The sequence below is a fragment of the Chachezhania antarctica genome, assembly GCF_003646465.1.
Lineage (GTDB): Bacteria > Pseudomonadota > Alphaproteobacteria > Rhodobacterales > Rhodobacteraceae > Chachezhania > Chachezhania antarctica.
Genome location: NZ_QZEX01000020.1, coordinates 1 through 23,670, shown reverse-complemented (window position 1 = coordinate 23,670; position 23,670 = coordinate 1). Strand labels below are relative to the sequence as shown.

Here is a 23,670-nt window from a genome sequence, read left to right as displayed (position 1 = left end):
CGTGATTGATCGGCCGAGTTTAGCGTGAACGGATCAACGTGAACATGAAAGGTTCAGCCGTTGCCGGCCGCGGCATTCTCCGTTTCCGGGGTGCATTAGGCAATTGAATTACATAGGTAATTTTCCGCCCAGGCCCTCGGGCGGGACAGGTATTGAAACGAACGGCACTCATTTGGTGGATGCCCCATGTCTTGCGTTGCAAAAATTCCAAAAGTGCGCCACGTTCGTAACAATTCAATGGGCGTCGCGCTGGAGGAGCGCAGGTTTCGTTGACGGAATTAGATATACGTTATACTGGTTCCGACGTGCGATCCGGCAGGGGAGGAGACCGGTGATCAAACCAATCCGATATGCTCGGCACGCCTCTCGTGCATCCCTTGGCCATCTGGCACCGGGGATGCTGTGCCATTCATGACCGCCCCTGCGGCGCCTGTTCTGATCTGCGGCGGCGGCATCGGCGGGCTAGCCACGGCCATCGGCCTGGCGCAGCGGGGCATTGCTTCGGTGGTGCTGGAAAAGGCGTCTGAACTTGGGGAGATCGGGGCGGGCATTCAGCTTGGCCCCAATGCGTTTCACGCGTTCGACTACCTTGGCGTGGGCGATGCCGCACGGGCGATGGCGGTCTATGTAGAACACCTTCGCCTGATGGATGCGACGACGGGGGAAGAGGTCACGCGCGTGCCGCTGGGCGATGATTTCCGCGCGCGGATGGGCAACCCTTACGCCGTGGTGCATCGCGGCGACCTGCATGGCGTGTTCCTGCGGGCCTGCGAAGATCATCCGCTGGTCGAACTGCGGACGTCTTCGGCCGTGGTGGGCTATGAACAGAACGACACCAGCGCCTCGGCCATTCTGGAGAGCGGCGAGATCGTGACGGGCGTGGCCGTGATCGGCGCCGACGGGCTGTGGTCGAAAATCCGGGCGCAGATGCTGGACGATGGCGCGCCGCGGGTTTCGGGGCATACCACCTACCGGTCGGTCATCCCGACCGAGGAGATGCCTGAAGATCTGCGCTGGAACGCGGCGACGCTGTGGGCCGGACCGAAATGCCATATCGTGCATTACCCGCTGTCGGGCTGGAAGACGTTCAATCTTGTCGTGACCTATCACAACGACGCGCCGGAACCGGTGGCGGGGCAACCGGTGAGCCACGAGGACGTGGCGAAGGGGTTCGACCATGTCCACCCCAGGGCGCGGCAGGTGATCGAAAAGGGCCGGGACTGGAAGCTGTGGGTGCTGTGCGACCGGGATCCGGTGATGACATGGACCGACGGCAAGGTCGCCCTGCTGGGCGATGCCGCGCATCCGATGATGCAGTACATGGCGCAGGGTGCCTGCATGGCGATGGAAGATGCCGTGGCGCTTTCGGCCGAGTTCGAGGCGGGGTTCGATGGCGATCCGGGGGCGGTTCCCGCGATCCTCGAAAGCTATCAGAACCGGCGGCGGCTGCGCACGGCGCGGGTGCAGTTGCAATCGCGCGAGATCGGGCAGCACATCTATCATCCGGACCACGCCCACGCCGCTTTGCGCAATGAAATCATGCGCGCAAAGACACCGCAGGACTGGTATGACGATCTTGACTGGCTTTACGGCAGCACCGGGTTGCAGGGCGCCGTATCGACCGAAACGAAACGCAGTGCGTGACGCGGTCGGCCGGTTCAGAAGCACGGGGAAACCGTGCCGGAGAGGGATACGCGCATCCGGCAGACGCCGGGGCGGTATGACGATGAACAGAGTTAACAAGTATACGGACTTCAGGGAGTCAAAGGAGGAGAACCATGACCAATCGTAGAACGCTTCTGGGCCTGGCTGGCGGAGCAGTGCTTGCCACCATGGCAGCCGCACCGGCATTCGCCCAGGAAGAGACGCTGAGAATGCACCACTTCCTGCCGCAGCAGGCCAACGTGCCGAAGCTGGTGCTGGAAAAGTGGGCCGCGGATGTCGAAGCCAATTCCGACGGCCGCATCAAGGTCGACATGTATCCGTCGATGCAGCTGGGCGGCACGCCGCCGCAGCTGATGGACCAGGCCATCGACGGGGTGGCGGATGTCGTCTGGACCGTCGTCGGCTACACGCCCGGCCGCTTCCCCACGACGGAAGTGTTCGAGCTGCCCTTCATCATGACCAATGCCCGTGCCGCAAGCCACGCCTATTGGGAAATGTTCGAAGAGCACATGAAGGATGACGAGTTCAAGGACGTGAAGATCCTTGGCACATGGGTCCACGGCCCCGGCATGATTCATACGGCCGATCCGGTGGAAACGCCGGAAGACCTGCAAGGCATGAAGATCCGTGGCGGTGGCCGGTCGGTCAACGCGTTGCTGACCAAGCTGGGCGCGACGCCCGTGGGCATGCCGGTGCCGGCGGTGCCGGAAGGCCTGTCCAAGGGCGTGATCGACGGCACGACGATCCCGTGGGAAGTGACCACCTCGCTGAAGGTGCCGGAGCTGGTCGAGAACCATACCGAGTTCAGCGGCAACGCGCTTTATACGCTGACCTTCGTTCTGGCGATGAACAAGGACAAGTATGACGCCATGCCGGACGACCTGAAGAAGGCCATCGACGATGCGTCGGGGCTGGAATTCTCGGTCTTTGCCGGGGGCACGCAGGCCGATTCCGACGGTCCGGCGCGCGAGGTTGCGGTCGACCTGGGCAACAACATCATCACCATCGATGAAGAAGGCACCCAGGAATGGCGCGCGCTGTCGCAGCCGATCTATGACGAATGGATCGCCGACATGAACGGGCGCGGCAAGGACGGGCAGGCGCTGGTCGATCAGGCGCAATCGCTGATCGAGAAGTACACCGACCAGTACGCGAACTGACACCAACCAAGACCAAAGGGGCCGCGGCGGGTGACTGCCGCGGCCCCTGCACACGGGGGAGAGAGCTTTGTACAAGCTGATGATGGGGCTGGCCCGCTTGATGGCCCTGCTGGGCGGGCTGACGCTGAGCGCCCTGATCCTGCTGACCTGCGCGTCCATCGTGGGACGCGAGCTGAACGGGCTGTTCCATTCCGGCTTCTTTGAAACCGTAGCCCCCGGGTTTGCACGCTGGATGCTGGACCTGGGTACAGGGCCCATCAACGGTGATTTCGAGATCGTCGAATCCGGCATGGCCTTCGCCATCTTTGCCTTCATTCCCTATTGCCAGATCACTGCCGGGCACGCGTCCGTCGATCTTCTGGTCAGCCAGTTTCCCGCCCCGGTTCAACGGGCGCTGCGGATGCTGGTGGAAATCCTGTTCGCCGCGGTGCTGATCCTGATCTCGTGGCGGCTGTGCGTCGGCATGCAGGACAAGATCCGCTATGCCGAGACGACGTTCCTGCTGCAGTTTCCCGTCTGGTGGGCCTATGCGGCCAGCTTCGCCGCGTCGGTCACGGCGGCGATTGTCGGCGTCTACATGGCCTGTGTCCGCGTGATCGAATGCGTGACCGGCCGCATCATCGTCTGGGACGGAACCGAAGAGGTGCCGCAATGACGCCGCTTGAAATCGGTATCGCGTCCTTCCCGGCGTTGATGATCCTGATCTTCCTGCGGGTGCCCATCGGGCTTGCGATGTTCGTCGTGGGGTTGGGCGGGCTTGTCTGGGTGACGGATGGCACGACCGTCGCACTGGCCAAGCTGAAGAACGAGACGTTTTCGACCTTTTCCAGCTATTCGCTGTCGATCGTGCCGATGTTCCTGCTGATGGGCCATTTCGCGACGCTGGGGGGCATGTCTTCGGCGCTGTTCAAGGCGGCCGAAGGGTTCCTGGGCCACCGCAAGGGCGGGGTCGCGATGGCGGCAATCGGCGCTTGTGCCGGCTTCGGCGCGATCTGCGGATCGTCGCTGGCGACGGCGGCCACGATGGGCCGGGTCGCGCTGCCAGAACTGCGGAAATACGGCTACGCGGGCGGGTTTTCGACGGCGACACTGGCCGCGGGCGGCACGCTGGGCATCCTGATCCCGCCGTCCGTGGTGCTGGTGATCTATGCGATCCTGACCGAACAGAACATCGCCAAGCTGTTTCTTGCCGCCTTCATCCCCGGCCTTCTGGCAGCGCTGGGCTATGTCATCGCGATCTCGATCTACGTGCGGATCTACCCTGACAGGGCCGGCGTGAAGGACCGCATGCCGTGGTCGGAACGGATGGTGGCGCTGTTGAAGGTCTGGCCCGTGCTGCTGGTCTTCTTCCTTGTGGTGGGCGGCATCTATGCCGGGTGGTTCACACCGACCGAAGGCGCGGCCGTGGGTGCCTTCGGCACCGGGCTGATCGCGTGGCTGAACGGCGGTCTGACGCGGTTCACGCTGATGGAAAGCTTCACCGTGACCGCGCGGTCGACGGCGATGATCTTCTTCATCGTGCTGGGCGCCGGGTTCTACAACGGTTTCCTTGCGCTGACGCAGGTCCCGCAGGAGCTTTCGAACTTCGTCGTCAGCCAGGGCCTGTCGCCGTGGTTCGTGCTGGCGCTGATCCTTGTCTTCTACCTGATCTTCGGCTGCCTGATGGACAGTCTGTCGATGATCCTGCTGACGATCCCGATCTTCTTTCCCGTGATCTCGGCCATGGATTTCGGGCTGACGAACCTGGCCGACCTGCAGGCCGGGCTGGCGATGGACGTGCTGAAGAACGGTGTGCCCGAAGGGATGGGGGCGGACATGCTCGCCTCGATCAAGCAGGCAATTGCCGGCGGGGCGGAGCTGACGCGCGAGCAGATGAGCGCGCTGGATATCCGGATGAGCCGGGGCATGGCGAACCGGATCGAGGCGGAATACGTGGCCATCTGGTTCGGGATCCTTGTGCTGATCGTTGTCGAAGTGGGGCTGATCACGCCGCCGGTGGGGATGAACCTGTTCATTATCAACGCGATGGAGCGGCAGACGAAGATCGTGGAGACCTACAAGGCGGTGATGTTCTTCGTGGCCTCGGACCTGATCCGCGTGGTGATCCTTGTCGCCTTCCCGTTCATCACCCTGTTCCTGATCGCCCGATAACGCCGTGAGCCGCGCGCGCGGCCCGTGGCCCGCCCGCCCTCCCGTCGGCCGGGGCCCCTGCGGGCCCCGACCTCGCCACGGGCCACGCGCGCGGGCCATGCCCGATGCGCGTGTTTTGCTTGAGTGATGCGCGCGGGGATTGTATGAATTTCGATATAAGTCATATCTAATGCGCGAGGCTTGGGGAGGCGGCATGGCGGACGCGATCCGAAACGGCGCAAGGGAAGACGTCTGTGCGGTTCTTGCCTTCGCACGGCGGCGGGGATGACGGCGCCGGGCCGCAAACCGGTCGCTCGGGCGACGCTGGATCCTGCGCCGGATGCCACGCTGCGCCGGTTCTCGGGCTACCTGATCAAGCGCGCCGAAAGCGTCGTGCGGTCGGACGTGAACGCGGCGCTGGCGCCACTGGGCCTGCGGATGTTCAGCTTTTCGGCCCTTGCGGTCATCGTCGACACTCCCGGCCTGCGGCAGGCGCACCTGGCGGATGCGCTGGCGGTTGAGCGCCCGAACATCGTCGCCGTGCTGGACGATTTGCAAAGCCGGGGACTTGTCAGCCGGGAGCGCGCCCCGGACGACAAGCGCGCCTATGCGCTGGAGGCGACGACGGCCGGACACGAACTGTACCGGATGGCGCTCGCCGCGGTGACCGAGCACGAGGAGAGGATCACCAAGGGCCTGAGCGAGAAGGACCGTCAGGCGCTGATCCGCGCCCTGTCGGTTCTCGTGGAGACGGGCCTTGCGGAGACGGGGCCACGCGCCCGGGGGGAGGAGGACGAGGATGAAGACGAAGACGAAGACGATTGAGGCGTTCGCACGCAACCACGTGCTGCGGGAGGACAGGGACGACGGGAGCATCCTGCTGCGCTCTGGCCATGCGCTGTCGGACCATGTCGACACCACCGACCAGTGGCTGAAACGCTGGGCGGCCGAGCGGCCGGGCGCGACCTTCCTGGCCGAACGCAACGGCGATGGCTGGTACGAACTGCCCTATGGCGAGGCGCTGGAACAGGCGCGGGCGATTGCCGCCGCGTTGCTGGAGCGCGGGCTGGGGCCGGACACGCCGATCCTGATCATATCGGGCAATTCGGTGGCGCACGGGATCCTGTCGATGGCGGCGCATTGGGTGGGCATCCCGACCGTGCCTGTGGCGGAACAATACGCCCTTATCCCGGATGCCCGCGGGACGCTGCGCTATGTGGCCGACCTGATCCGGCCCCGGATGATATTCGCCGAAGACGGCGCGCAATACGCGGATGCGCTGGCGGAGTTCGCGCGCCACGACATCGTCGTGACCTGCAATCCGGCGCCGGGCCAGGGGACCATGGCCGATCTGCTGAAAGGCGGCGGGGCCGATGTAGAGGCCGCCGCCGAAAAGGTGGGCCCGGACTCGGTCGTGAAGATATTGATGACGTCGGGCTCGACCTCGAACCCCAAGGGGGTGATGACGACCCACCGGATGATGTGCGTGAACCAGACGATGTACGCGGATTCGCTGCTTTTCCTGAAGCATCGCCCGCCGCGGATCGTCGACTGGCTGCCGTGGAACCACGTGTTCGGCGGGTCGGCCAACTTCAACCAGATGCTGGCGTTTGGCGGATCGCTGTATATCGACAGTGGCAAGCCCACGCCCGCGCTGTTCCCCAAGACGGTCGAAAACAACATCCAGCGCAACGGCACCATCGCCTACAACGTGCCTGTTGGCTTCAAGCTGCTGCGGGACGAGATGAAGGTGAACCGGGCGCTGAAGGAAAGCTATTTCGCCGATCTCGACATGATCTTCTATGCCGGGGCCTCGCTGCCCCGGGACGTGTGGAAGGATCTTGTCGACATGTCGGAAGAGGTGCGCGGGCAGCGGGTGCGGCTGACGACCTCCTGGGGCATGACCGAAACCGCGCCCGCCTGCATCATCCTGCAGGAGGAAACGCAGGAAGCGGGTGTCGTCGGCGTGCCGATGCCGGGGACGAAACTGAAGCTGATGCCGGAAGAGGGCAGCGACAACCGGTTCGAGCTGCGCGTGAAGGGCCCCAACATCACCCCAGGCTATTTCCGCGACCCGGACCGCACGGCAGAGGCGTTCGACACCGAAGGTTTCTTTGCGACGGGTGACGCGATGCGGCTGGTCGATCCGTCCGACGCCAATCGCGGCCTGCGGTTCGACGGCCGGATAACCGAGGATTTCAAGCTGATGTCCGGCGTCTGGGTGCGCGCGGGGAACCTGCGGCTCGACATGCTGGTCGCGCTGGCGCCGCTGGCGGCAGACGTGGTGCTGACAGGGGAAGGTCAAACCGAGGTGGGGATCCTGATCGTGCCCGCGCCGAACCTGATGGCAATGGGCCGCCTGACCGCCGATGGCGCGGCCGCCGTGGGAGCGGAGGTGCAGGAGGAACTGCGCGCAAAACTGGCCCATGCCGCGAAGCACGCCCATGGCGCATCGAACCGGGTGACGCGGGCACTTTTCCTGTCGGAACCGCCCTCGATCGCGGACGGGGAGATCACGGCAAAGGGGAACTTGAACTTCCGCAAGCTGCTGATGCGGCGCCAGTCGGTGCTGGAGCGATTGTACGATGACGACGACCCGGCCGTGATCCGGATTTAGGTGCACTATAATGCACATATGAAGCATTATGTTGCAATACGGCGGGCGCGCTGCATTATGGGCCAGGCAGGATTCGTCCATGGGCTCCAGGAGGAGCGGAGCCCATGGACGCGCCTTGATCCGCTGTCTTGTCCGGTGCTCCGGCAGGGCGGCGGTCGGCAGCGATGCAAGGTCCGTCAGGGCCCAGCAAGGGAGGAAATCGCACCATGTCCGGGAACGCAGCATCCTATTTCGTGGACCGTCATGTCACCGAAGGCCGGGCGGCCAAGACCGCCTTTCGCGAGGCCGGGGGCGCCAAGCGTTCCCTGGGCTACGGTGACCTCGCAGATGGCTCGGGGCGCGTCGCCGCGGCGCTTGCCCGCGCGGGCATCCGACGCGAGGAGCGGGCGGCGATGCTGGTGCTGGACCAGATCGAATTCCCGCTGATCTTCTGGGGCGCGATGAAGGCGGGCGTCGTGCCGATCCCGCTGAACACGCTTCTGTCGGCCTCGGTCTACGACATCATCCTGAAGGACAGCCGCGCGAGCGTGCTGTTCGTCTCGTCCGAGCTGTGGCCGGTGGTCGAAGACGCCGCGCGCAGCGCACCGGACGTGCGGCACATCGTGGTGATCGGGGGCGAGGCGCCGGACGGCACGGAAAGCTTCGATGCGTTCATGGCGGGCACGGAACCGGCGGCGACGCTGGACTGCTCCTGCGATGACGTGGCCTTCTGGCTCTATTCCTCGGGTTCCACGGGGCAGCCCAAGGGCGTGCGCCATGTCCACGGCAGCTTGCAGGCGACGTCGGACACCTATGGCGTGCAGGTGCTGGGGATCCGGGAAGACGACACGATCTTTTCCGCCGCGAAACTGTTCTTCGCCTACGGCCTGGGCAACGGCATGACCTTTCCGCAGGCGGCAGGTGCCACGGCGATCCTGTATGGCGGCCGCCCGACGCCCGAAACGGTGACGGAGGTGCTGGGCACGGAAAAGCCCACGATCTTCTGCGGGGTGCCGACGCTCTATGCCGCGACGGTTCACCATTACGAACGCAACGGCCGCCCGGAGGCGCCCTTGCGCTGCTGCATTTCGGCGGGCGAAGCGCTGCCGGAAGAGATCGGCAAGAAATGGGCGGCCCTGTGGGGCGTCGATATCCTCGATGGCGTGGGATCGACCGAGATGCTGCACATCTTCCTGTCGAACGCTCCGGGGGACGTGGTCTACGGCACCTCGGGCAAGCCGGTGCCGGGCTACGAAGTGCGGCTTGTCGACGAGGATGGCGCGGACGTCGGTCCCGGTGACGTGGGCGAACTGCTGGTGCGCGGTGCGTCCGCTGCCGATGGCTACTGGAACCGCCGCGACAAGAGCCGCGCGACGTTCGAGGGCGAATGGACCCGTACCGGCGACAAGTACGAACTGACCGGGGATGGCCGCTATATCTACTGCGGACGGACGGACGACATGTTCAAGGTGTCGGGGATCTGGGTGTCCCCGTTCGAGGTGGAACAGGCGCTGATCGGGCACGACTCCGTTCTGGAAGCCGCCGTCATTGCCCAGCGGGACGAAGAGGGGCTGGAAAAGCCCAAGGCGGTGATCGTGCTGAAGGACGGCGCGCTGCGCGACGGGCTGGAGGCCGAGCTGAAGGACTTCGTCAAGACCCGCGTGGGGAAATGGAAGTATCCGCGCTGGATCCAGTTTGCCGACGATCTGCCGAAGACGGCGACGGGCAAGATCCAGCGGTTCAAGTTGCGGGAGATGTAAGCGATGGCACTCGACTGGTCGGCCGATCCGAAGACCCCCTTGACCGTGGACGGGGTAACGCTGGAATACGCCTGTTTCGGACGTGAACCCGGCGACGCGGCGCCGACGATCGTGTTGTTGCACGAAGGGCTGGGCTCGGCCGCTTTGTGGCGCGATTTCCCCGCGCGGCTGGCCGACCGGGCGGGCTGCGGAGTCTTTGTCTATTCCCGGCAGGGCTACGGCCAGTCGGACCCGACCGAACTGCCCAAGCCGCTGGATTTCATGACGCGGGAGGCGGTCGACGTGCTGCCCCATGTGCTGGATGCCATCGGCGCGGAACGCTTCATCCTGTTCGGCCATTCCGATGGGGCAACCATCGCGGCACTTCATGCCGGGAACGTGCAGGACCATCGCATCCGCGCCATGATCCTGATGGCGCCGCATTTCTTCACCGAAGATATGGGGCTGGCCGAGATCGCGAAGGCCCGCACCGCGTTCGCCGATACCGACATGCGCGCGAAGATGGCCAAGTATCACCGCGATCCCGAGGGGGCATTCAGGGGCTGGAACGATGTCTGGTTGCACCCGGATTTCAAGGCGTGGAACGTGGCCGACACCATCGACTACATCCGCGTGCCGGTTCTGGCGATTCAAGGCCGCGACGATCAGTACGGCTCGCTGGCCCAGATCGAGGTGATCGATGAGCGCTCCTACGCGCCGGTCGAGATGCTGGTGATCGACCACTGCCGTCACGCCCCGCATCTGGAACAGCCCGAGGCGGTTTTGGCAGGCGTTTCCGGCTTCATCGACCATCTGGAAGAGTTCGAGGCGGCCCGGGTTGAAACCGCCTGATCCCGACTGGCGCCCGCCCCATGCGTACCTGCCGGGCCAGACGGCGCGGCATCCCGAGGAGCTGTTCGCCGCGTTCCATTACGAGATCCGCCCCGGGCTTTCGCCCAAGGATCTGGCGGAAAGCCGGTCATGGGCGGCCGGGTGGTCGCTGATGCAGGCGGGTTATGGCTGGGAAGCGCACGAGGTGCTGGAGCCGGTCTGGATGGCTCTGCCCGACGGATCGGCCGAAAAGATCTTCGTGCAGGCCGTGATCCAGGGGGCCAACGCCACGGTGAAGGCGCGGATGGGGCGCGGGAAGGCCGCGCTTCGGCTTTGCGAAATTGCGCGAGGGCATGTGAGCGAGATCGGGGGCGGCGGGCAGGTGATTCTGGGCCGGGATCCGGAGGAGCTTCTGAACTGGCTGGAGCGGGTGGAAGCGGGTCTGACGTCTGAATAGAGAAATATAATGCATAAAATGGATGAAAATCTGGAACTGCAGCCCAATTCTGGGTCCGTAGTGGGCAATATGATGCACGTTTATCTTTACCGGGCGTCTGTCGGCGCCTAAGATGCACCCAAGATGACGAGATATCGGAGCAAGGCATGTCCCAGCGTATCGACTTTCAGACGGATCCGTCGAAGTACCGCCACTGGCGGGTGGAATACGATGGCGAGATCGCCAACCTCTACATGGACGTGGACGAGGATGGCGGGCTGTTCGACGGCTACAAGCTGAAGCTGAACTCCTACGATCTGGGCGTGGATATCGAGCTTGCGGATGTCGTCCAGCGGATGCGGTTCGAACATCCCGAAGTGAAGGTCGTCATCATGCAATCGGGCAAGGACAAGGTCTTCTGCTCGGGCGCGAATATCCGGATGCTGGCGGGGGCCGCGCATGCCCACAAGGTGAACTTCTGCAAGTTCACGAACGAGACGCGGAACACCTACGAGGCGGCGGAAGAGGATTCCGGCCAGAAATACATCTGCGCCGTGAAGGGCGCCTGCGCCGGGGGCGGGTACGAACTGGCGCTGGCGTCGAACTACATCATGCTGACCGATGACAGTTCGTCCTCCGTCGCGCTGCCCGAAGTGCCGCTCTTGGCCGTGCTGCCGGGCACGGGCGGGCTGACGCGTGTGACCGACAAGCGCAAGGTTCGGCGCGACCGGGCCGATATCTTCTGTTCGATCGAGGAAGGCATCAAGGGCAAGCGCGCGCGGGACTGGCGGCTGGTGGACGAGGTCATCCCCAACGCGACATTCGACGAAACGGTGCAGGAGCGGGCGAAGGAATTCGCGGCCGCGTCCGCGAAACCGGGCGATCTGAAGGGCATCGAACTGACGCCGATCCAGCGCAGTTTCGGCGAGGACGGGTCGGTCACCTATTCGCTGGTCGAGGTCGATATCGACCGCGCGGTCGGCAAGGCCACGATCCGGGTCAAAGGCCCGGACGCCGATGCGCCCGCCGACATGGATGCGCTGCTGGCAGCAGGGGACCAGGCCTACATGCTTCGCGCCGCGCGGGAACTGGACGATGCGCTGCTGCACCTGCGCCTGAACGAACGCGAGATCGGGCTGGTGGCTTTCACCACGCAGGGCGACCCGGAACAGGTTCTGGCGCACGAGGCGCTGTTGCTGGCGAACAAGGATCACTGGCTGGCCAACGAGATGCTGAAATACTGGAAGCGGGTGCTGAAGCGGGTCGACATGACCTCGCGCAGCCTTGTGGCGCTGGTCGAGCACGGGTCGTGCTACGCGGGCGTGCTGGCGGAACTGCTGTGGTCGGTCGATCGCAGCTACATGATGGAAGACGAGTTCGACGGCGACAATCGCCCGATGGCGACGGTCACCCTGTCGGAGGGCAATTTCGGCACCTACCGCATGTCGAACGACCTGACCCGTCTTGAGACGCGGTTCCTGGGCGAGCCGGACACCGTGACCGCGCTGAAGGACCGGATCGGCGAACCGCTGGAGGCGGCGGATGCAGACGAGGCCGGGCTGGTGACGCAGATCCTGGATGACATCGACTGGGAGGACGAGGTGCGGATCTTCTTCGAGGAACGCGCCAGCTTCTCGCCCGATGCGATGACGGGGATGGAGGCGAACCTGCGTTTTGCCGGGCCCGAAACGATGGAAACCCGGATCTTCGGGCGGCTGACCGCGTGGCAGAACTGGATCTTCCAGCGCCCGAACGCGGTGGGCGAAGACGGTGCGCTGCGCCGCTACGGCACCGGCAAGCGCGGCGATTACAACATGGAGCGGGTGTAACGGCCGGGCGTTGCGGTGCGTAGGAACCACGCACCCTGCCGCGGCGGCATCCGTAGGGTGCGTGGTTTCCACGCACCATGACCCGAAAGACAACAGCGCGGACCCCGCGCAACCAGCATTTGAGGGAGACCGGACATGTCCGACTTGATCAACGTAAGCTACGACACGCAGATCCCGAACAACGTGGGCCTGAGCTCCGACAAGCGCGTGCTGAAGGCGCTTGAGAAATGGCATCCGGGCTACATCAACTGGTGGAACGACCTGATCCCGCAGAAATTCCAGGAGAGCCTTGTCTACCTGCGGACCGCCGTCAGCGTCGATCCGAAGGGCTGGGCCAAGTTCGATTACGTGAAGATGCCGGACTACCGCTGGGGCGTTCTGCTGGCCCCCCAAGTCGAAGACCGCCGCATCCCCTGCGGCGAACATTACGGCGAACCCGCATGGCAGGAAGTGCCGGGCGAATACCGGTCGATGCTCCGCCGCCTGATCGTGATCCAGGGCGATACCGAACCCGCATCGGTCGAACAGCAGCGCTTCCTTGGCCTGACTGCGCCGTCGCTCTACGACCTGCGCAACCTCTTCCAGGTGAACGTCGAAGAAGGCCGCCACCTTTGGGCGATGGTCTACCTGCTGCACAAGTATTTCGGCCGTGACGGGCGGGAGGAAGCGGACGATCTGCTGCGCCGGTCCTCGGGCTCGGACGAGGCGCCGCGGATGCTGGGTGCCTTCAACGAGGAAACGCCGGACTGGCTGTCGTTCTTCATGTTCACCTATTTCACCGACCGCGACGGCAAGATGCAGCTGGAAAGCCTTGCCCAATCGGGCTTTGACCCGCTGTCGCGCACCTGCCGCTTCATGCTGACGGAAGAAGCCCACCACATGTTCGTGGGCGAAACCGGTGTGGGCCGTACGATCCAGAAGACCTGCGAGGCGATGATCGAGGCCGGGATCGACGATCCCTACGACATCGACAAGATCCGCGCGCTGGGCGTGATCGACCTGCCGACGATCCAGAAGAAGCTGAACCTGCACTACACCCTGTCGCTGGACCTTTTCGGGCAGGAGGTTTCGACCAACGCCGCGAACGCGTTCAATTCCGGCATCAAGGGCCGGTTCATGGAAAGCCGGATCAAGGACGACCACAAGCTGAACGATGCCACCTACGACGTGTGGGATTTCGAGGATGGCAAGCTGGTGCGCAAGTCGGTCCCGGCGCTGACGGCGATCAACATGCGTCTGCGCGACGATTACACCAAGGATGCCGCCGGTGGCGTGGGCCGCTGGAACAAGATCATCGAAAAGACCGGCGTGAAATTCGAAATGGCCCTGCCGCACGAAAGCTTTCACCGCCAGATCGGGGTGTTCGCGGGCAAGACCTTCGCGCCCGATGGGACGCTGCTGTCGCAGGAGGAATTCGATGCGAAGTCCGGCGAATGGCTGCCGTCGAAGGCGGATGGCGATTTCATCCAGTCGCTGATGACACCGGTCACCGAACCCGGCCAGTACGCCAGCTGGATCGCGCCGCCGAAGGTCGGGATCGACAACAAGCCGGGCGACTTCGAATACGTCAAGCTGCACATGGCCTGATACGCGCCATCCCGGTGCGCGGGGGGCGCCCGCGCAGCGGTTTCACTCGACATCCCGGTCTGTTCCCGTGAAGATCATCCCGTTCCCGTCCCGCGCGCACCGCGCAAAGACCAAGGTGACCCAGACACCCAGGCCGGATGACCGGACCAAGGAGGAGGCAACCGAGATGGAAATTGCTCGCCAACCCACGCCCCGCACCCGGACCAACACCCTGTCGCGTCAGCTTTCGACGATCCATGGGCCCTGCATCGACTGCCCCGGCTGCAACGGGACTTGTCTTGCCCTGTTGGATGCGCTGACCGTGCCCGACGCAGTGCTGCGGCGGTCCGCGCGGTCGGGCGACGGCGACTGATCACGGAAGCCCTCATGAACAAGCCCCTGAAGCAGCACGTGATCGATCCCGAGATCTGCATCCGCTGCTATACCTGCGAAATGGCCTGCCCGGTCGAAGCGATCGAACATGACGACAACAACGTCGTGGTCGACGCATCGAAATGCAATTTCTGCATGGACTGCATCCCGGTCTGCCCCACCGGATCCATCGACAACTGGCGCGTGGTGGCGGACCCCTATTCGCTGGACGACCAGTACGAATGGATGGAACTGCCCGAGCAGGAAGAGATCGAAGCCAACGAGGACGAGGCCGAAGAGGATCCCATCGCGGCCCTTCTGGCCCAGGCCCATGCCGGGGCCGGGGGCAAAGCAAAGGCGCCGGCGACGGCATCGAAGCCCGCGATCAACATGTACAACCTCGGCAAACCGGCCGAGGCGACGGTGACCGGCAATTTCCGCCTGACCGAGGCGGGCAGCGACAGCGACGTGCGCCACATCATCCTCGATCTCGGCGGCTTGCCCTTCCCGGTGCTGGAAGGTCAGAGCCTTGGCATCATCGCGCCCGGCAAGGACGCGGACGGCAAGGCCCACCTGCCGCGGCTTTATTCCGTGTCCAGCCCGCGGGATGGCGAACGGGCCGGCTATCACAACATCTCCCTGACCGTGAAGCGGGAGGAGCACGGGCTGTGTTCGAATTACATCTGCGACCTGAAGGTGGGCGACAAGGTCAGCCTGACGGGGCCGTTCGGCGCCACGTTCCTGATGCCGTCGGACCCGGAGGCGCACCTGCTGATGATCTGCACCGGCACCGGGTCCGCCCCGTTCCGCGCCTTCACGATGCACCGGCAGCGGGAGTTTCCGTCTCTGAACGGCTCCCTGACGCTTGTTTTCGGCGCCCGGCGGCCGGCGGAGCTGCCGTATTTCGGGCCGCTGAAGAAGGTGCCCGACAGCTTCATGTCCAAGCTCTTCGCCTTCTCGCGCGAGACGGGGGAAAAGAAGGCCTATGTTCAGGACCGTCTGCGCGATGAAGCCGACCGCGTGCTGACGCTGATGAAGGACCCCAAGGGGTACATCTATATCTGCGGCCTGAAGGCGATGGAGCAGGGGGTCGATCAGGCCCTGTCCGACATTGCGCGCAGCGCTGGGCTGGACTGGATGGCGATCCGGGACGAGATGCGCGAAGACGGGCGCTATCACGTGGAAACCTACTAGTGCGGGATCCGTACCTGCACGAAATCCGCGTCACCTGGGGCGACTGCGACCCGGCCAGGATCGCCTACACCGCCCGCATTCCCGCCTGGGCGCTGGATGCGATCAACGGGTTCTGGGAACATGTGCTGGACGGCGACGGCTGGTTCCAGATGGAGATCGACCGCGGCTATGGCTCTCCCTTCGTGCACATGAGGCTCGATTTCCGGTCGCCCGTCACGCCGCGCCACCGGCTGATCTGCGCGGTCCGGCCCGTGCGGTTGGGCACCAAGAGCATCGAGTTCGCCGTCGAAGGATCGCAGGATGGCACGCCCTGTTTCGAAGGCCGCTTCGTCTGCGTCTTCACGAACTCCGCCGATTTCACGTCGCGCCCGGCACCCGATGAAATCCGCGCGGCGGTGGAGCCTTACCTGCCAGTGTGAGACCCACTGGAAGAATAATGCATCCATCCTTTTCCTTGGAAAGTATTCGGGGTAGCCTCGGGCGTATTGTTCTTAAAGGTTTCTCATGTCCGACCAGCCACTGCCCCGCGGATTACGTCCGCCTCGCGCCCACTCCACACCGGAGGCGCCGGAACCGCTGCCATCCGACGTGATGCGCCGCGTGGGCGCGCGGGTTCGGGCCGCACGGACGGAAAAGGGCGTGCCAAGGCGGGCGCTGTCGGAGGCATCGGGGGTATCGGCGCGCTACCTTGCGCAGCTGGAAGCCGGACAGGGAAACATCTCGATCGCGCTGCTGGAGCGTGTGGCCGTCGCGCTGGACCAGCGCCTTGAATGGCTGATCGCGGGCGAACCCCATCTGCCGGGGGAGGCGACGCGGATTGCCGATCTGTATCGCGCGGCGTCGGCCGAAGTGCAGGCGCAGGTGCTGGAACTTCTCGCGCCGGGAGAGGTCCCGGATGCGCGGCGCAACCGGATCTGCCTTGTGGGTCTGCGCGGGGCCGGAAAATCGACGCTGGGCGAACTGGCGGGCGATGCGCTGGGGCTGCCCTTCGTGGAACTGAACAAGGAGATCGAGGATCAGAGCGGCATGCCCGTGGCCGAGGTCATGGCGCTCTACGGGCAGGAGGGCTATCGCAAGCTGGAAGCGCAGGCTGTCACGCGGATGGTCGAAACCCACGATGCGCTGGTGCTGGCGGTTGCCGGCGGCATCGTGTCGGACCCGGAGGCCTATGCCCAGCTTCTGGCCCATTTCCACACGGTCTGGGTGCGCACGTCCCCCGATGAACACATGTCCCGCGTCCGCGCGCAGGGCGACGAACGTCCGATGGCCGGCAACCCGGAAGCGATGGAGCAGCTGCGCTCGATCCTCACCGAACGCGAGGAGCTTTACGCACGGGCCGAGGCGCATCTGGACACGTCAGGCAAGACGACCGAACAGTCGCTGGAAGACCTGTTGTGCCTGATCGAAGCGCGCGGGTTTCTGGCGCCGCGCTAAACCTTCGGGTCGCGCAGCCAGCCGTCCAGCCAGCGTACCGAGGCGACACCGCAGAACCGGGCGACGCGGTCCAGTTCGACCTCCAGACGTCCTTGGCGGCCCGTGCTCCATTTCACCCCGGTCTCGGGCCAGAGTGCGGTGACCGCCAATTCGTCCGCGTCGCGGTCGGCCTTCATGTCGATCCGGCCGACCAGCCGGTCGCCTTCCATCAGCGGGAAGACGTAATAGCCGTAGATCCGCTTGGGCGCGGGCACGAAAATCTCGATCCGGTAGTAGAAGCCGAACAGCCGCTCGGCCCGCTTACGGTCTCGCAGGGCCGGATCGAAGGGCGACAATACCCGCATCCGCCCCGGCGGCGGGGGCAGAGCGGCGGCTTCTTTTTCGATCCCCGGCCAGGCAAACACCTTGCGGACCGCGCCGTCATTGCAGGTGATGGTTACCGCCTCGATCTCTCCGGCCGCCAGCATGCGGGTGCACCACGCCTTGGCTTCGTCGGGTGTAACGGTCGCCCAGAAGGCCGCCAGTTCGCCCGATGTCGCAAAGCCCAGCCGGTTCAGCGCGCCGCGGCAGCACCAGTCGATGGTTTCTTGCGCCTCGGGTCGGGGGGAGGGGGTGTGCAGATGTTCCTCGATCACCCGCTCCGTCAGGTCATAGCGTTTCTGGAACCCGTTCCGGCACACGACGGCCAGCTGCCCCGTGCGCCACAGGAACTCCAGCGCGGCCTTCGACGGGTGCCAATCCCACCAGCCGCCGCTCGACCGTTCCTCCTCCGGCGCGACCTCGGCCGAGGACACCGATCCATGGTCGCGGATATGCGTCAGCACATCGTCGAACTTGGACTGGAAGGCCTCGCCCTGCCACGATTTCCAGCGTTCCTTCAGCCGCGCGGCATCCCGGTCGAACCTGAGTAGCCAGTGCGGGTAGTAGGCCTTGGGGATCATCGACGCGTCGTGCGTCCAGTGTTCGAACAGCTGGCGGTCGACCTCGTAGAGCCTCTTGAGGGCAGGGGGCCGGTAGGACGTCCGCCGCGCCCGCAGGATCATGTCATGCGCCCGCGCCACGGTGCGCACGCTGTCAAGCTGGACAAAGCCCAGCCGTTCGACCACGTCCATCAGGTCGGCGCCCTTGCCGGGGCCGGCGGGCGCTGCGCCCAGCCCGTGGCTGTGAAGGAACAGCCGCCGCGCGGTGCGATTGTCGAGATGGGGGGCAGCCATGGCGCGGTCAGCGCCCGGTGCGTTTCAGCGTATCGCCCCAGGCAATCGTCGGCGCCAGCGTGACGGAGTCGCGCTCCGTGGCATCCGGTTCGGCCAGGCGGCGGATCACGATCTCGGCCGCCTTGCGCCCGATCTCCTTCCGGCAGGCATCCATCGTGGCCAGCTGCCGGGGCAGGCCCTGCAGCAGTTCGACCCCGTTGAAGCCGGCGAGCCCGACGCGGCCGGGAATGTCGATCCCCTGATCGATCAGGTACAAAAGGCCCCCGGCGGCGATCAGGTCGTTGGAATAGTACAGGAAATCCAGATCGGGCGAGCGTTCCAGCATCGCCTTCGTCATGTCGCGCCCTTTGGCCAGGGCCGAGCCGCCAAGGTAGAAATCGCGGTCCTCGATCTCCACCCCCGATTTCGCCAGCCGTTCGGTGAAGCCTTCGAACCGCTTCCGCGCGCGGTGGTCCAGCGGCATCTTGGTGCCCATGAACCCGATCCGGCGGTAACCCGCGTCCAGCACCGCTTCGGCCATCTCGCGGCCCGCGCGGCGGTGCGAGATGCCCACCATCGCGTCGACCGGCGTGCCGTCGGTATCCATGATCTCGACCACCGGGATGCCGGCGGATTTCAGCATCGCCCGGCTGGCATCGGAATGTTCCAGCCCCGCGATGATCACGCCCGACGGCCGCCACGACAGCATCTCGTAGAGGACACGTTCCTCCTTGGCGGGGGTATAGTCGGTCAGGCCGATGACGGGCTGCAGGTCGGTATTGTCCAGCACCTCGTTCACGCCCATCAGGACCTCGGGGAAGACCATGTTCGACAGGGTCGGCACGATCACGGCGACAAGGTTCACCCGGCTGGTGGCCAGTGCGCCCGCGATCTTGTTGGGGACGTAGCCCAGGTCCTTGGCCGCCTTCAGCACCTTGGCGCGGGTGGCATCCGACACGTCGCCACGGTTCCGCAACACCCGGCTGACCGTCATTTCCGACACGCCCGAAGCTTCGGAAACATCGCGCAATGTCAGGGGGCGGTTGTGGGGAGCTGCCAACAGAGGAACCTTCCGGGAAAACTATGCGCGATGTTAGCGTGAGCGGTTCAGGGGATTCAACAACGCTCGCACCCGCGCGCCGCTTTTCCGTTACGGCCCTGTTGCGGAGGGTCAGCGGGAATTGATGGCGAGACAACCGAAACCGGTTGTGCTAACCGGTCCCCGCGCGCGTTTGCGCATGGCTGGCCCCGTGGCTCAACTGGATAGAGCAGCCCCCTCCTAAGGGGCAGGTTGCAGGTTCGAATCCTGCCGGGGTCACCATAAAAACAATGACTTAGTTCTCATTTTTGGGTTTTACCTCTGGTTCGTTGAACCGAAACGCCTCCAAAAACGTCCAGTGCGCCCGCTGCGCGGCGCAGATGTTCGGGGCTGAATTGGCCGTAGGTCGAGCGCGTCACGTTCGGATTCGTATGGCCCAGGTACTGGGCGACTTCCTCGATCGGCACGCCCGCCTCGACCATGAAGCGGCCGGCAGTGCGCCGCAGATCGTGCGGGGTACAGTGATCGATCCCGGCGCGCTTCACGGCGGCGTTGAAGCCGGTCTTGATCGATTTCACTGGCCGTCCGCCCCATTCGACGACGAAGCGCGACAGGGCTGCCTCTCTGGCGACCGTCAGTGCTGCCATGAGCGTGTCATTGATCGGCACGGTCGCACGGCCCTTACGCGGCCCTATGTCGGTCGTGGCGAGCCTGATGATACGGCGATCGAAGTCCACCCGATCCCATGTCAGTTCCAGGATGGCGCCGATCCGCCCTGCCGTCGTTAGCATCAAAAGCATGGCGAGGCGGATGTGCGGGTCGGATGCAGCCGCGATCAGCTTCAAAGCTTCGCTCTGCGTCAGATAGCGTTCCCGCGGGGGAGGCGTACCGGGCATTTCCACCTCTGGCGCCCGGGGGATGAGGCGGGCCTTGGCGGCCCACAGCAGCGCGGACCGCAGGCATCCCATTTCCGTGCGGATCGTCGCGTCCTTGCGGCCGCCCTCACGTCTCAAGGCGATGTAACGCCGGCAGTCGTCGCGGGACAGGCTTTCGGCGGATAGGTGGCCGAGCTCGGGCAATACGTTTTTGCCCGTCTGTGCCAACTTGGCAGCTTGCCTGCGCTCACCCATTTCGACCTGGTACGCCCCCCACGCCTGCGCGATTGTCAGGCCGGAAGGTGGCGCAGAGGCAGTCAGGATGACGTCGCGGGCTTCGCGTTCGGCTTCCTTGGCCGTGTGTGCCGCAAGGCGATATCGGCGCCGCGTGCCGTCGTCGTCGTTCCACATGACGACGAAACGTCCCTTGAGTCTCCCGATCCGATAGTCCCGCACTCGAAGTCCTCCACGGTCTGGCGCGCGATGCGCAAGAGTTTCCCGCCGACTCGGAATGCCGGGAGACTCCCGGACCGTATCATGGCCCGGACGGTCTCAGCGGAACAATCCCATCGGACAGCCAGTTGCTCGGGGGTGTAGGGGCGGGCGGGTTCTGCCTTCACGCTGCTACCTCCTGCATCGCATATCCGCCCCATTGGTCGGCGGCGGCGTTCATCATTCCCGGGAAGGACCGGCTGCGCAGACGCGCGGCCTCGATCAAACGGGACAGTCCGCGCAGCTCGGCCGTGGTGTCGGCAACCATGTGGCACATGACCACGCGGCCAAACAGGGCGCGCATGTCATCGACGTGTACGGCCATCACAGCGCCCCTGCGCAAGCCGCTGCGATCACGGCGAGGAAAATAACCCAAAACACCAGTGCGGCGGGCAGTGCCCAACCGAGCCAATGGGCGGTCGGCTTCCGTTTCTGGGCCCGTCGTTGCGCTGGTGCCCGCGGGGCCGATGCGGTGATCGCCGGCAGGGTGAACATGGTTGCGTTTCGATGATCCATGGGGCTGCGCTCCTATTCCGCCGCCATCGGCACACTGGCACGTAGCACCGCATCGGCGCGGGTCAGCAGGCCGTGGTCGGTGGAAATGGCCACGGCCAGCGTGGCCCAGCGGTGGCGCGTGTCGGGCGGCATGCGGATGATCATCGCGGATTGCAGCCAGCGCAGTTGCGCCTGCAGCACAACCATGTCGCCGACGGCGGGGGCATCGTAGCCGCCGATCGCCGTGCGGGCGGTGCAGCGCCACAGTTCTGCGGCCGCGCGCTGGGTGTGGCCGCTGGCGCGGATGCCGAAGACCTGGAATTCGTAGCCTGCCTGCCCCCGGCGCCTATTGAGCGACGGGAGGGCCAGCAGGCCGTCGTTTTCCATGATGGCTGTGCACAGACGGTCGGCCATTTCGGCCTGCGGCAGGCGGTCCAACTCGTCGCAGAGGGTGACAAGTTCGGGGGCGATGTTGTCGGCTTGCGCGTGCATTTGTTTCCTCCATAGGACCCCGGTATGCCTGTGGCACGCGGCGTCAATGGAGGGTTTTGTAATAGTACAAAAAACCTAAGTCAACAAAAGTAGGATAAAAAACCTATGATGAGATTCGTTGTTCGCGTATCGTTGGCAGCGGCAACGAGTGCGCCGAACCACGATGAGGCTAACGGAACTCCAAGTCACAGCCCTTGCTAGGCAACTGACCGCTTCCGAAGCTTCGTTCTGCCGATTCTGCAGCTTCGGCTTGTTAGTTGCACTCTCCTTTGGCTCAACCTTGGCGGGATATCCAACATCTTGTGCATTGAAAATCTGGTCATCTGTTCGCTAAATGTTCCTGTCCACAGGGAGGTGTCAGTGGAAAGTAAAGAGTTTATCCGTCGTCTTCTGGAGGTTCTTCGCTGCCAGGACGATGCGCATCGCGAAGACCTTCTCCGTAGGTTATCAGAAGATGGCGCTCTCGAGGTGATAGTTCGGACAGTAGGGAACGAATACGCTGCAATTCTGAGTCAGCAGGAACCTGCCCGGCCTGGAATGCCCCGGACATGAAATCCTCGAGTGTGGTCCCGAGTGCCGCGCAAACCTTGATGGCCGTATCCATGCGCGGGTTCTTTACTCGCCCGGATAGAAGCGACCGCAGGGCACTGTTGTCCAACCCGGCTTTGACCGCCAGTCCCGCTACCGTCAGGTTCGGATCCCGGTCGATTACACTTTGAAGGCGTTCTGAAAAAGTTGGCTCGGGCATGGCTTCAATTCTAACGAAATAGGCTTTTTCGCCTATCGTTCAAAAATCCTTTGACGGTGTAGGACAAAAGTCCTATCCCGTGATCATGGAGCAGTTCATGGATATGGTGCGCGCCTACGCGGACGCGCTGGGGGTACGGCCTTCAACTGTGATCCAGAGAGCGGCCAAGCTTGGTGGTTCGGCGTGGTCGAAATGGGAGGCTGGCGATGGATCGCCTACTCTCAAGACCGCAGACAAAATCGTAAAGTACATGGAGCAGAACCCCGCCCAAACAGAAACGGAGACCACCCTCTGATGGCCTCCGCATCCGCCCTTTCAACCAGTGTTCCTGTTCGCCCGTCACAAGGCGAACATAGGGGGGCACCAGCTCAAATGTCTTTATCCAAACCTTTTGAACCACGCGGATTTCGTACGTTCTTTGCAGCGCGCTGGTCTGAATTCCTTCACGAGAACTACCGCAATCCGGAGGAAGTCTCGGTCGCGTTCGGTGTGCGGTACCAGACGGCTCTCAACTGGTGGAACGGGGCCAACAAGCCCGGTGGCGAATTCGTCATGATGGCCGTCTTGCGCCACGGCGACGCGCTGACCAAGCACATGGGGGAGGAGACCGCATGATTGCCGCCCTTCGTATTGCGCGGGGGGCGGTGTCCCTCGCCATCGGCATCCTCGCCGGGTCTGGAATAACTTTTCAATGGCTGGCCAGTCTTTTGACCCCCGCCCAAACGTTTTTGACCAAAACGATTGAGCGGCGCGAGGCGCGGGCCGATGTTTGAGCTGCCCGCCATCCCTGACTGGACGCACCCGGCGCTGAACCACTGCGCCGCGGCCGGCCTCCTGACCCACAATGCCACGCCCGCCCTGATCGCCCGACACGCGGCGGGCCGGATCGTGTACCTGGCCACGCCCTATGTCGACGACATCGCAGGCGATGCCAACGGCATGCCTTTCGACCTCGACGCATCGATCGCCTGTGGCGACGCCGCGATGGCCTGCGCGCGTGAGCTGGTGCTGGCCGGGGTCACGGCGCTGCCGGTCGCCGCGCTGATGGCGGGGATGGTGCAGGCCGACATGGATGAATTCCGCCTTGATCCGCTGGACCGCGAATTCTGGGCCTGCTGGTCGGCGCCGTTCCTGCGCGGGGCCGGCGCGGTGGCGATCGCGCCCGTGCCGGGCTGGAACGCCAGTGCCGAGGTCTGGGCCGTCCTTCGGTGGGCCCTGGGCCTGCGCACGCCGGTGTTCGTGATGGGGGAGATGCCTTGAAATACTTCAGCCCGCCGATCCGGCCCGTCATGGGCCCGGCTTACCAGGGCCGCTTGGGCGAACGGATGCGCGAGGTGGCGCGGGACGAAGGCCATCGCCCGCGGATGCCGGACCCCCCACGGAC

The 23,670-nt window shown here is 64.5% G+C and carries 27 protein-coding genes and 1 tRNA gene; 20 read left to right on the top strand and 8 right to left on the bottom strand.

Annotated elements, in window-relative coordinates; all coding sequences use genetic code 11:
- Positions 1 to 411 precede the first annotated feature (411 nt).
- The 15 genes from D4754_RS22600 (at position 412) to D4754_RS22530 (ending at position 16,952) form a co-directional block, all read left to right on the top strand.
- Positions 412 to 1,644 carry a 3-hydroxybenzoate 6-monooxygenase gene (locus D4754_RS22600; protein WP_121068326.1) on the top strand — a complete coding sequence of 411 codons (1,233 nt, stop codon included), beginning with the start codon at positions 412 to 414 and terminating at the stop codon, positions 1,642 to 1,644.
- A 134-nt stretch (positions 1,645 to 1,778) separates the two neighbouring features.
- Positions 1,779 to 2,825 (top strand): TRAP transporter substrate-binding protein, encoded by a 1,047-nt coding sequence (locus D4754_RS22595; protein WP_121068324.1) that lies wholly within the window; start codon positions 1,779 to 1,781, stop codon positions 2,823 to 2,825.
- Between the two features lie 67 nt (positions 2,826 to 2,892).
- On the top strand, positions 2,893 to 3,480 hold the full coding sequence (locus D4754_RS22590) for a TRAP transporter small permease (RefSeq protein WP_121068322.1): 588 nt from the start codon (positions 2,893 to 2,895) through the stop codon (positions 3,478 to 3,480).
- The gene (locus D4754_RS22585) at positions 3,477 to 4,976 is read left to right on the top strand and encodes a TRAP transporter large permease (RefSeq protein WP_121068320.1); all 1,500 of its coding nucleotides are present in this window, start codon (positions 3,477 to 3,479) and stop codon (positions 4,974 to 4,976) included. The genes D4754_RS22590 and D4754_RS22585 overlap by 4 nt, the downstream gene beginning before the upstream one ends.
- A gap of 264 nt (positions 4,977 to 5,240) precedes the next feature.
- On the top strand, positions 5,241 to 5,780 hold the full coding sequence (locus D4754_RS22580; protein ID WP_121068318.1) for a MarR family winged helix-turn-helix transcriptional regulator: 540 nt from the start codon (positions 5,241 to 5,243) through the stop codon (positions 5,778 to 5,780).
- The gene (locus D4754_RS22575) at positions 5,755 to 7,572 is read left to right on the top strand and encodes a feruloyl-CoA synthase (RefSeq protein ID WP_121068316.1); all 1,818 of its coding nucleotides are present in this window, start codon (positions 5,755 to 5,757) and stop codon (positions 7,570 to 7,572) included. The genes D4754_RS22580 and D4754_RS22575 overlap by 26 nt, the downstream gene beginning before the upstream one ends.
- A gap of 206 nt (positions 7,573 to 7,778) precedes the next feature.
- Positions 7,779 to 9,311, top strand: a complete 1,533-nt coding sequence (locus D4754_RS22570) for a benzoate-CoA ligase family protein (protein WP_121068314.1) — start codon at positions 7,779 to 7,781, stop codon at positions 9,309 to 9,311.
- Between the two features lie 3 nt (positions 9,312 to 9,314).
- Positions 9,315 to 10,142, top strand: coding sequence for an alpha/beta fold hydrolase (locus tag D4754_RS22565; RefSeq protein ID WP_121068312.1), 828 nt, complete (start codon positions 9,315 to 9,317; stop codon positions 10,140 to 10,142).
- Positions 10,129 to 10,578, top strand: a complete 450-nt coding sequence (locus D4754_RS24490; RefSeq protein ID WP_240453986.1) for a DUF309 domain-containing protein — start codon at positions 10,129 to 10,131, stop codon at positions 10,576 to 10,578. Before D4754_RS22565 ends, D4754_RS24490 begins: the two co-directional genes overlap by 14 nt.
- A gap of 146 nt (positions 10,579 to 10,724) precedes the next feature.
- Complete coding sequence (gene boxC / locus D4754_RS22555) at positions 10,725 to 12,386, top strand: 2,3-epoxybenzoyl-CoA dihydrolase (RefSeq protein WP_121068311.1); 1,662 nt, start codon at positions 10,725 to 10,727, stop codon at positions 12,384 to 12,386.
- A gap of 135 nt (positions 12,387 to 12,521) precedes the next feature.
- Positions 12,522 to 13,973, top strand: coding sequence for a benzoyl-CoA 2,3-epoxidase subunit BoxB (boxB, locus tag D4754_RS22550; RefSeq protein ID WP_121068308.1), 1,452 nt, complete (start codon positions 12,522 to 12,524; stop codon positions 13,971 to 13,973).
- A gap of 67 nt (positions 13,974 to 14,040) precedes the next feature.
- On the top strand, positions 14,041 to 14,325 hold the full coding sequence (locus tag D4754_RS22545; RefSeq protein WP_121068306.1) for a hypothetical protein: 285 nt from the start codon (positions 14,041 to 14,043) through the stop codon (positions 14,323 to 14,325).
- A 14-nt stretch (positions 14,326 to 14,339) separates the two neighbouring features.
- A complete protein-coding gene (gene boxA, locus D4754_RS22540; protein ID WP_121068304.1) occupies positions 14,340 to 15,518 on the top strand; it encodes a benzoyl-CoA 2,3-epoxidase subunit BoxA in 1,179 nt (392 codons plus the stop codon).
- Positions 15,518 to 15,937, top strand: coding sequence for an acyl-CoA thioesterase (locus tag D4754_RS22535; RefSeq protein ID WP_121068302.1), 420 nt, complete (start codon positions 15,518 to 15,520; stop codon positions 15,935 to 15,937). The genes boxA and D4754_RS22535 overlap by 1 nt, the downstream gene beginning before the upstream one ends.
- An 85-nt stretch (positions 15,938 to 16,022) precedes the next feature.
- Positions 16,023 to 16,952 (top strand): helix-turn-helix transcriptional regulator, encoded by a 930-nt coding sequence (locus D4754_RS22530; protein ID WP_121068300.1) that lies wholly within the window; start codon positions 16,023 to 16,025, stop codon positions 16,950 to 16,952.
- On the opposite strand, the gene D4754_RS22525 is transcribed toward D4754_RS22530, so the two are convergent.
- On the bottom strand, positions 16,949 to 18,166 hold the full coding sequence (locus tag D4754_RS22525; RefSeq protein ID WP_121068298.1) for a winged helix-turn-helix domain-containing protein: 1,218 nt from the start codon (positions 18,164 to 18,166) through the stop codon (positions 16,949 to 16,951). The two genes, D4754_RS22530 and D4754_RS22525, sit on opposite strands and share 4 nt — an antisense overlap.
- A 7-nt stretch (positions 18,167 to 18,173) precedes the next feature.
- The gene (locus D4754_RS22520; RefSeq protein WP_121068296.1) at positions 18,174 to 19,205 is read right to left on the bottom strand and encodes a LacI family DNA-binding transcriptional regulator; all 1,032 of its coding nucleotides are present in this window, start codon (positions 19,203 to 19,205) and stop codon (positions 18,174 to 18,176) included.
- Between the two features lie 184 nt (positions 19,206 to 19,389).
- On the opposite strand from D4754_RS22520, the gene D4754_RS22515 reads away from it, so the two are divergent.
- Positions 19,390 to 19,466, top strand: a tRNA-Arg gene (locus tag D4754_RS22515).
- Between the two features lie 20 nt (positions 19,467 to 19,486).
- Here D4754_RS22515 and D4754_RS22510 read toward each other — a convergent pair.
- The 6 genes from D4754_RS22510 to D4754_RS22490 form a co-directional block, all read right to left on the bottom strand.
- Positions 19,487 to 20,470 carry a tyrosine-type recombinase/integrase gene (locus tag D4754_RS22510; RefSeq protein WP_240453985.1) on the bottom strand — a complete coding sequence of 328 codons (984 nt, stop codon included), beginning with the start codon at positions 20,468 to 20,470 and terminating at the stop codon, positions 19,487 to 19,489.
- Positions 20,377 to 20,712, bottom strand: coding sequence for a helix-turn-helix domain-containing protein (locus D4754_RS24685; RefSeq protein ID WP_121068292.1), 336 nt, complete (start codon positions 20,710 to 20,712; stop codon positions 20,377 to 20,379). Before D4754_RS24685 ends, D4754_RS22510 begins: the two co-directional genes overlap by 94 nt.
- Positions 20,676 to 20,876, bottom strand: a complete 201-nt coding sequence (locus D4754_RS22500; RefSeq protein WP_121068290.1) for a DUF4031 domain-containing protein — start codon at positions 20,874 to 20,876, stop codon at positions 20,676 to 20,678. Before D4754_RS22500 ends, D4754_RS24685 begins: the two co-directional genes overlap by 37 nt.
- Positions 20,876 to 21,067, bottom strand: a complete 192-nt coding sequence (locus D4754_RS24170; RefSeq protein WP_163026033.1) for a hypothetical protein — start codon at positions 21,065 to 21,067, stop codon at positions 20,876 to 20,878. The genes D4754_RS22500 and D4754_RS24170 overlap by 1 nt, the downstream gene beginning before the upstream one ends.
- A gap of 12 nt (positions 21,068 to 21,079) precedes the next feature.
- A complete protein-coding gene (locus D4754_RS22495) occupies positions 21,080 to 21,538 on the bottom strand; it encodes a hypothetical protein (protein ID WP_121068288.1) in 459 nt (152 codons plus the stop codon).
- 376 nt (positions 21,539 to 21,914) lie between these two features.
- The gene (locus tag D4754_RS22490; RefSeq protein WP_121068286.1) at positions 21,915 to 22,286 is read right to left on the bottom strand and encodes a helix-turn-helix domain-containing protein; all 372 of its coding nucleotides are present in this window, start codon (positions 22,284 to 22,286) and stop codon (positions 21,915 to 21,917) included.
- Between the two features lie 85 nt (positions 22,287 to 22,371).
- On the opposite strand from D4754_RS22490, the gene D4754_RS22485 reads away from it, so the two are divergent.
- The 4 genes from D4754_RS22485 to D4754_RS22475 all read left to right on the top strand — a co-directional run bounded on the left by D4754_RS22485 (position 22,372) and on the right by D4754_RS22475 (position 23,546).
- Positions 22,372 to 22,581, top strand: coding sequence for a helix-turn-helix domain-containing protein (locus D4754_RS22485; protein ID WP_121068365.1), 210 nt, complete (start codon positions 22,372 to 22,374; stop codon positions 22,579 to 22,581).
- A gap of 77 nt (positions 22,582 to 22,658) precedes the next feature.
- Positions 22,659 to 22,901, top strand: coding sequence for a hypothetical protein (locus D4754_RS22480; protein WP_121063443.1), 243 nt, complete (start codon positions 22,659 to 22,661; stop codon positions 22,899 to 22,901).
- Positions 22,898 to 23,059 carry a hypothetical protein gene (locus D4754_RS24165; protein ID WP_163026032.1) on the top strand — a complete coding sequence of 54 codons (162 nt, stop codon included), beginning with the start codon at positions 22,898 to 22,900 and terminating at the stop codon, positions 23,057 to 23,059. The genes D4754_RS22480 and D4754_RS24165 overlap by 4 nt, the downstream gene beginning before the upstream one ends.
- Positions 23,052 to 23,546 carry a DUF1937 family protein gene (locus tag D4754_RS22475; protein ID WP_121068284.1) on the top strand — a complete coding sequence of 165 codons (495 nt, stop codon included), beginning with the start codon at positions 23,052 to 23,054 and terminating at the stop codon, positions 23,544 to 23,546. Before D4754_RS24165 ends, D4754_RS22475 begins: the two co-directional genes overlap by 8 nt.
- Positions 23,547 to 23,670: the final 124 nt, after the last annotated feature.

Excerpts from the sequence above, each read along its gene's own strand:
- D4754_RS22600 (WP_121068326.1), top strand. The coding sequence starts at position 412 with ATGACCGCCCCTGCGGCGCCTGTTCTGATCTGCGGCGGCGGCATCGGC.
- D4754_RS22595 (WP_121068324.1), top strand. The coding sequence starts at position 1,779 with ATGACCAATCGTAGAACGCTTCTGGGCCTGGCTGGCGGAGCAGTGCTT.
- D4754_RS22585 (WP_121068320.1), top strand. The coding sequence starts at position 3,477 with ATGACGCCGCTTGAAATCGGTATCGCGTCCTTCCCGGCGTTGATGATC.
- D4754_RS22580 (WP_121068318.1), top strand. The coding sequence starts at position 5,241 with ATGACGGCGCCGGGCCGCAAACCGGTCGCTCGGGCGACGCTGGATCCT.
- D4754_RS22575 (WP_121068316.1), top strand. The coding sequence starts at position 5,755 with ATGAAGACGAAGACGAAGACGATTGAGGCGTTCGCACGCAACCACGTG.
- D4754_RS22570 (WP_121068314.1), top strand. The coding sequence starts at position 7,779 with ATGTCCGGGAACGCAGCATCCTATTTCGTGGACCGTCATGTCACCGAA.
- D4754_RS22565 (WP_121068312.1), top strand. The coding sequence starts at position 9,315 with ATGGCACTCGACTGGTCGGCCGATCCGAAGACCCCCTTGACCGTGGAC.
- boxC (WP_121068311.1), top strand. The coding sequence starts at position 10,725 with ATGTCCCAGCGTATCGACTTTCAGACGGATCCGTCGAAGTACCGCCAC.
- boxB (WP_121068308.1), top strand. The coding sequence starts at position 12,522 with ATGTCCGACTTGATCAACGTAAGCTACGACACGCAGATCCCGAACAAC.
- boxA (WP_121068304.1), top strand. The coding sequence starts at position 14,340 with ATGAACAAGCCCCTGAAGCAGCACGTGATCGATCCCGAGATCTGCATC.
- D4754_RS22530 (WP_121068300.1), top strand. The coding sequence starts at position 16,023 with ATGTCCGACCAGCCACTGCCCCGCGGATTACGTCCGCCTCGCGCCCAC.
- D4754_RS22525 (WP_121068298.1), bottom strand. The coding sequence starts at position 18,166 with ATGGCTGCCCCCCATCTCGACAATCGCACCGCGCGGCGGCTGTTCCTT.
- D4754_RS22510 (WP_240453985.1), bottom strand. The coding sequence starts at position 20,470 with ATGTGGAACGACGACGACGGCACGCGGCGCCGATATCGCCTTGCGGCA.
- D4754_RS24685 (WP_121068292.1), bottom strand. The coding sequence starts at position 20,712 with ATGGGGCGGATATGCGATGCAGGAGGTAGCAGCGTGAAGGCAGAACCC.
- D4754_RS22500 (WP_121068290.1), bottom strand. The coding sequence starts at position 20,876 with ATGGCCGTACACGTCGATGACATGCGCGCCCTGTTTGGCCGCGTGGTC.
- D4754_RS24170 (WP_163026033.1), bottom strand. The coding sequence starts at position 21,067 with ATGGATCATCGAAACGCAACCATGTTCACCCTGCCGGCGATCACCGCA.
- D4754_RS22495 (WP_121068288.1), bottom strand. The coding sequence starts at position 21,538 with ATGCACGCGCAAGCCGACAACATCGCCCCCGAACTTGTCACCCTCTGC.
- D4754_RS22490 (WP_121068286.1), bottom strand. The coding sequence starts at position 22,286 with ATGCCCGAGCCAACTTTTTCAGAACGCCTTCAAAGTGTAATCGACCGG.
- D4754_RS22485 (WP_121068365.1), top strand. The coding sequence starts at position 22,372 with ATGGAGCAGTTCATGGATATGGTGCGCGCCTACGCGGACGCGCTGGGG.
- D4754_RS22480 (WP_121063443.1), top strand. The coding sequence starts at position 22,659 with ATGTCTTTATCCAAACCTTTTGAACCACGCGGATTTCGTACGTTCTTT.
- D4754_RS24165 (WP_163026032.1), top strand. The coding sequence starts at position 22,898 with ATGATTGCCGCCCTTCGTATTGCGCGGGGGGCGGTGTCCCTCGCCATC.
- D4754_RS22475 (WP_121068284.1), top strand. The coding sequence starts at position 23,052 with ATGTTTGAGCTGCCCGCCATCCCTGACTGGACGCACCCGGCGCTGAAC.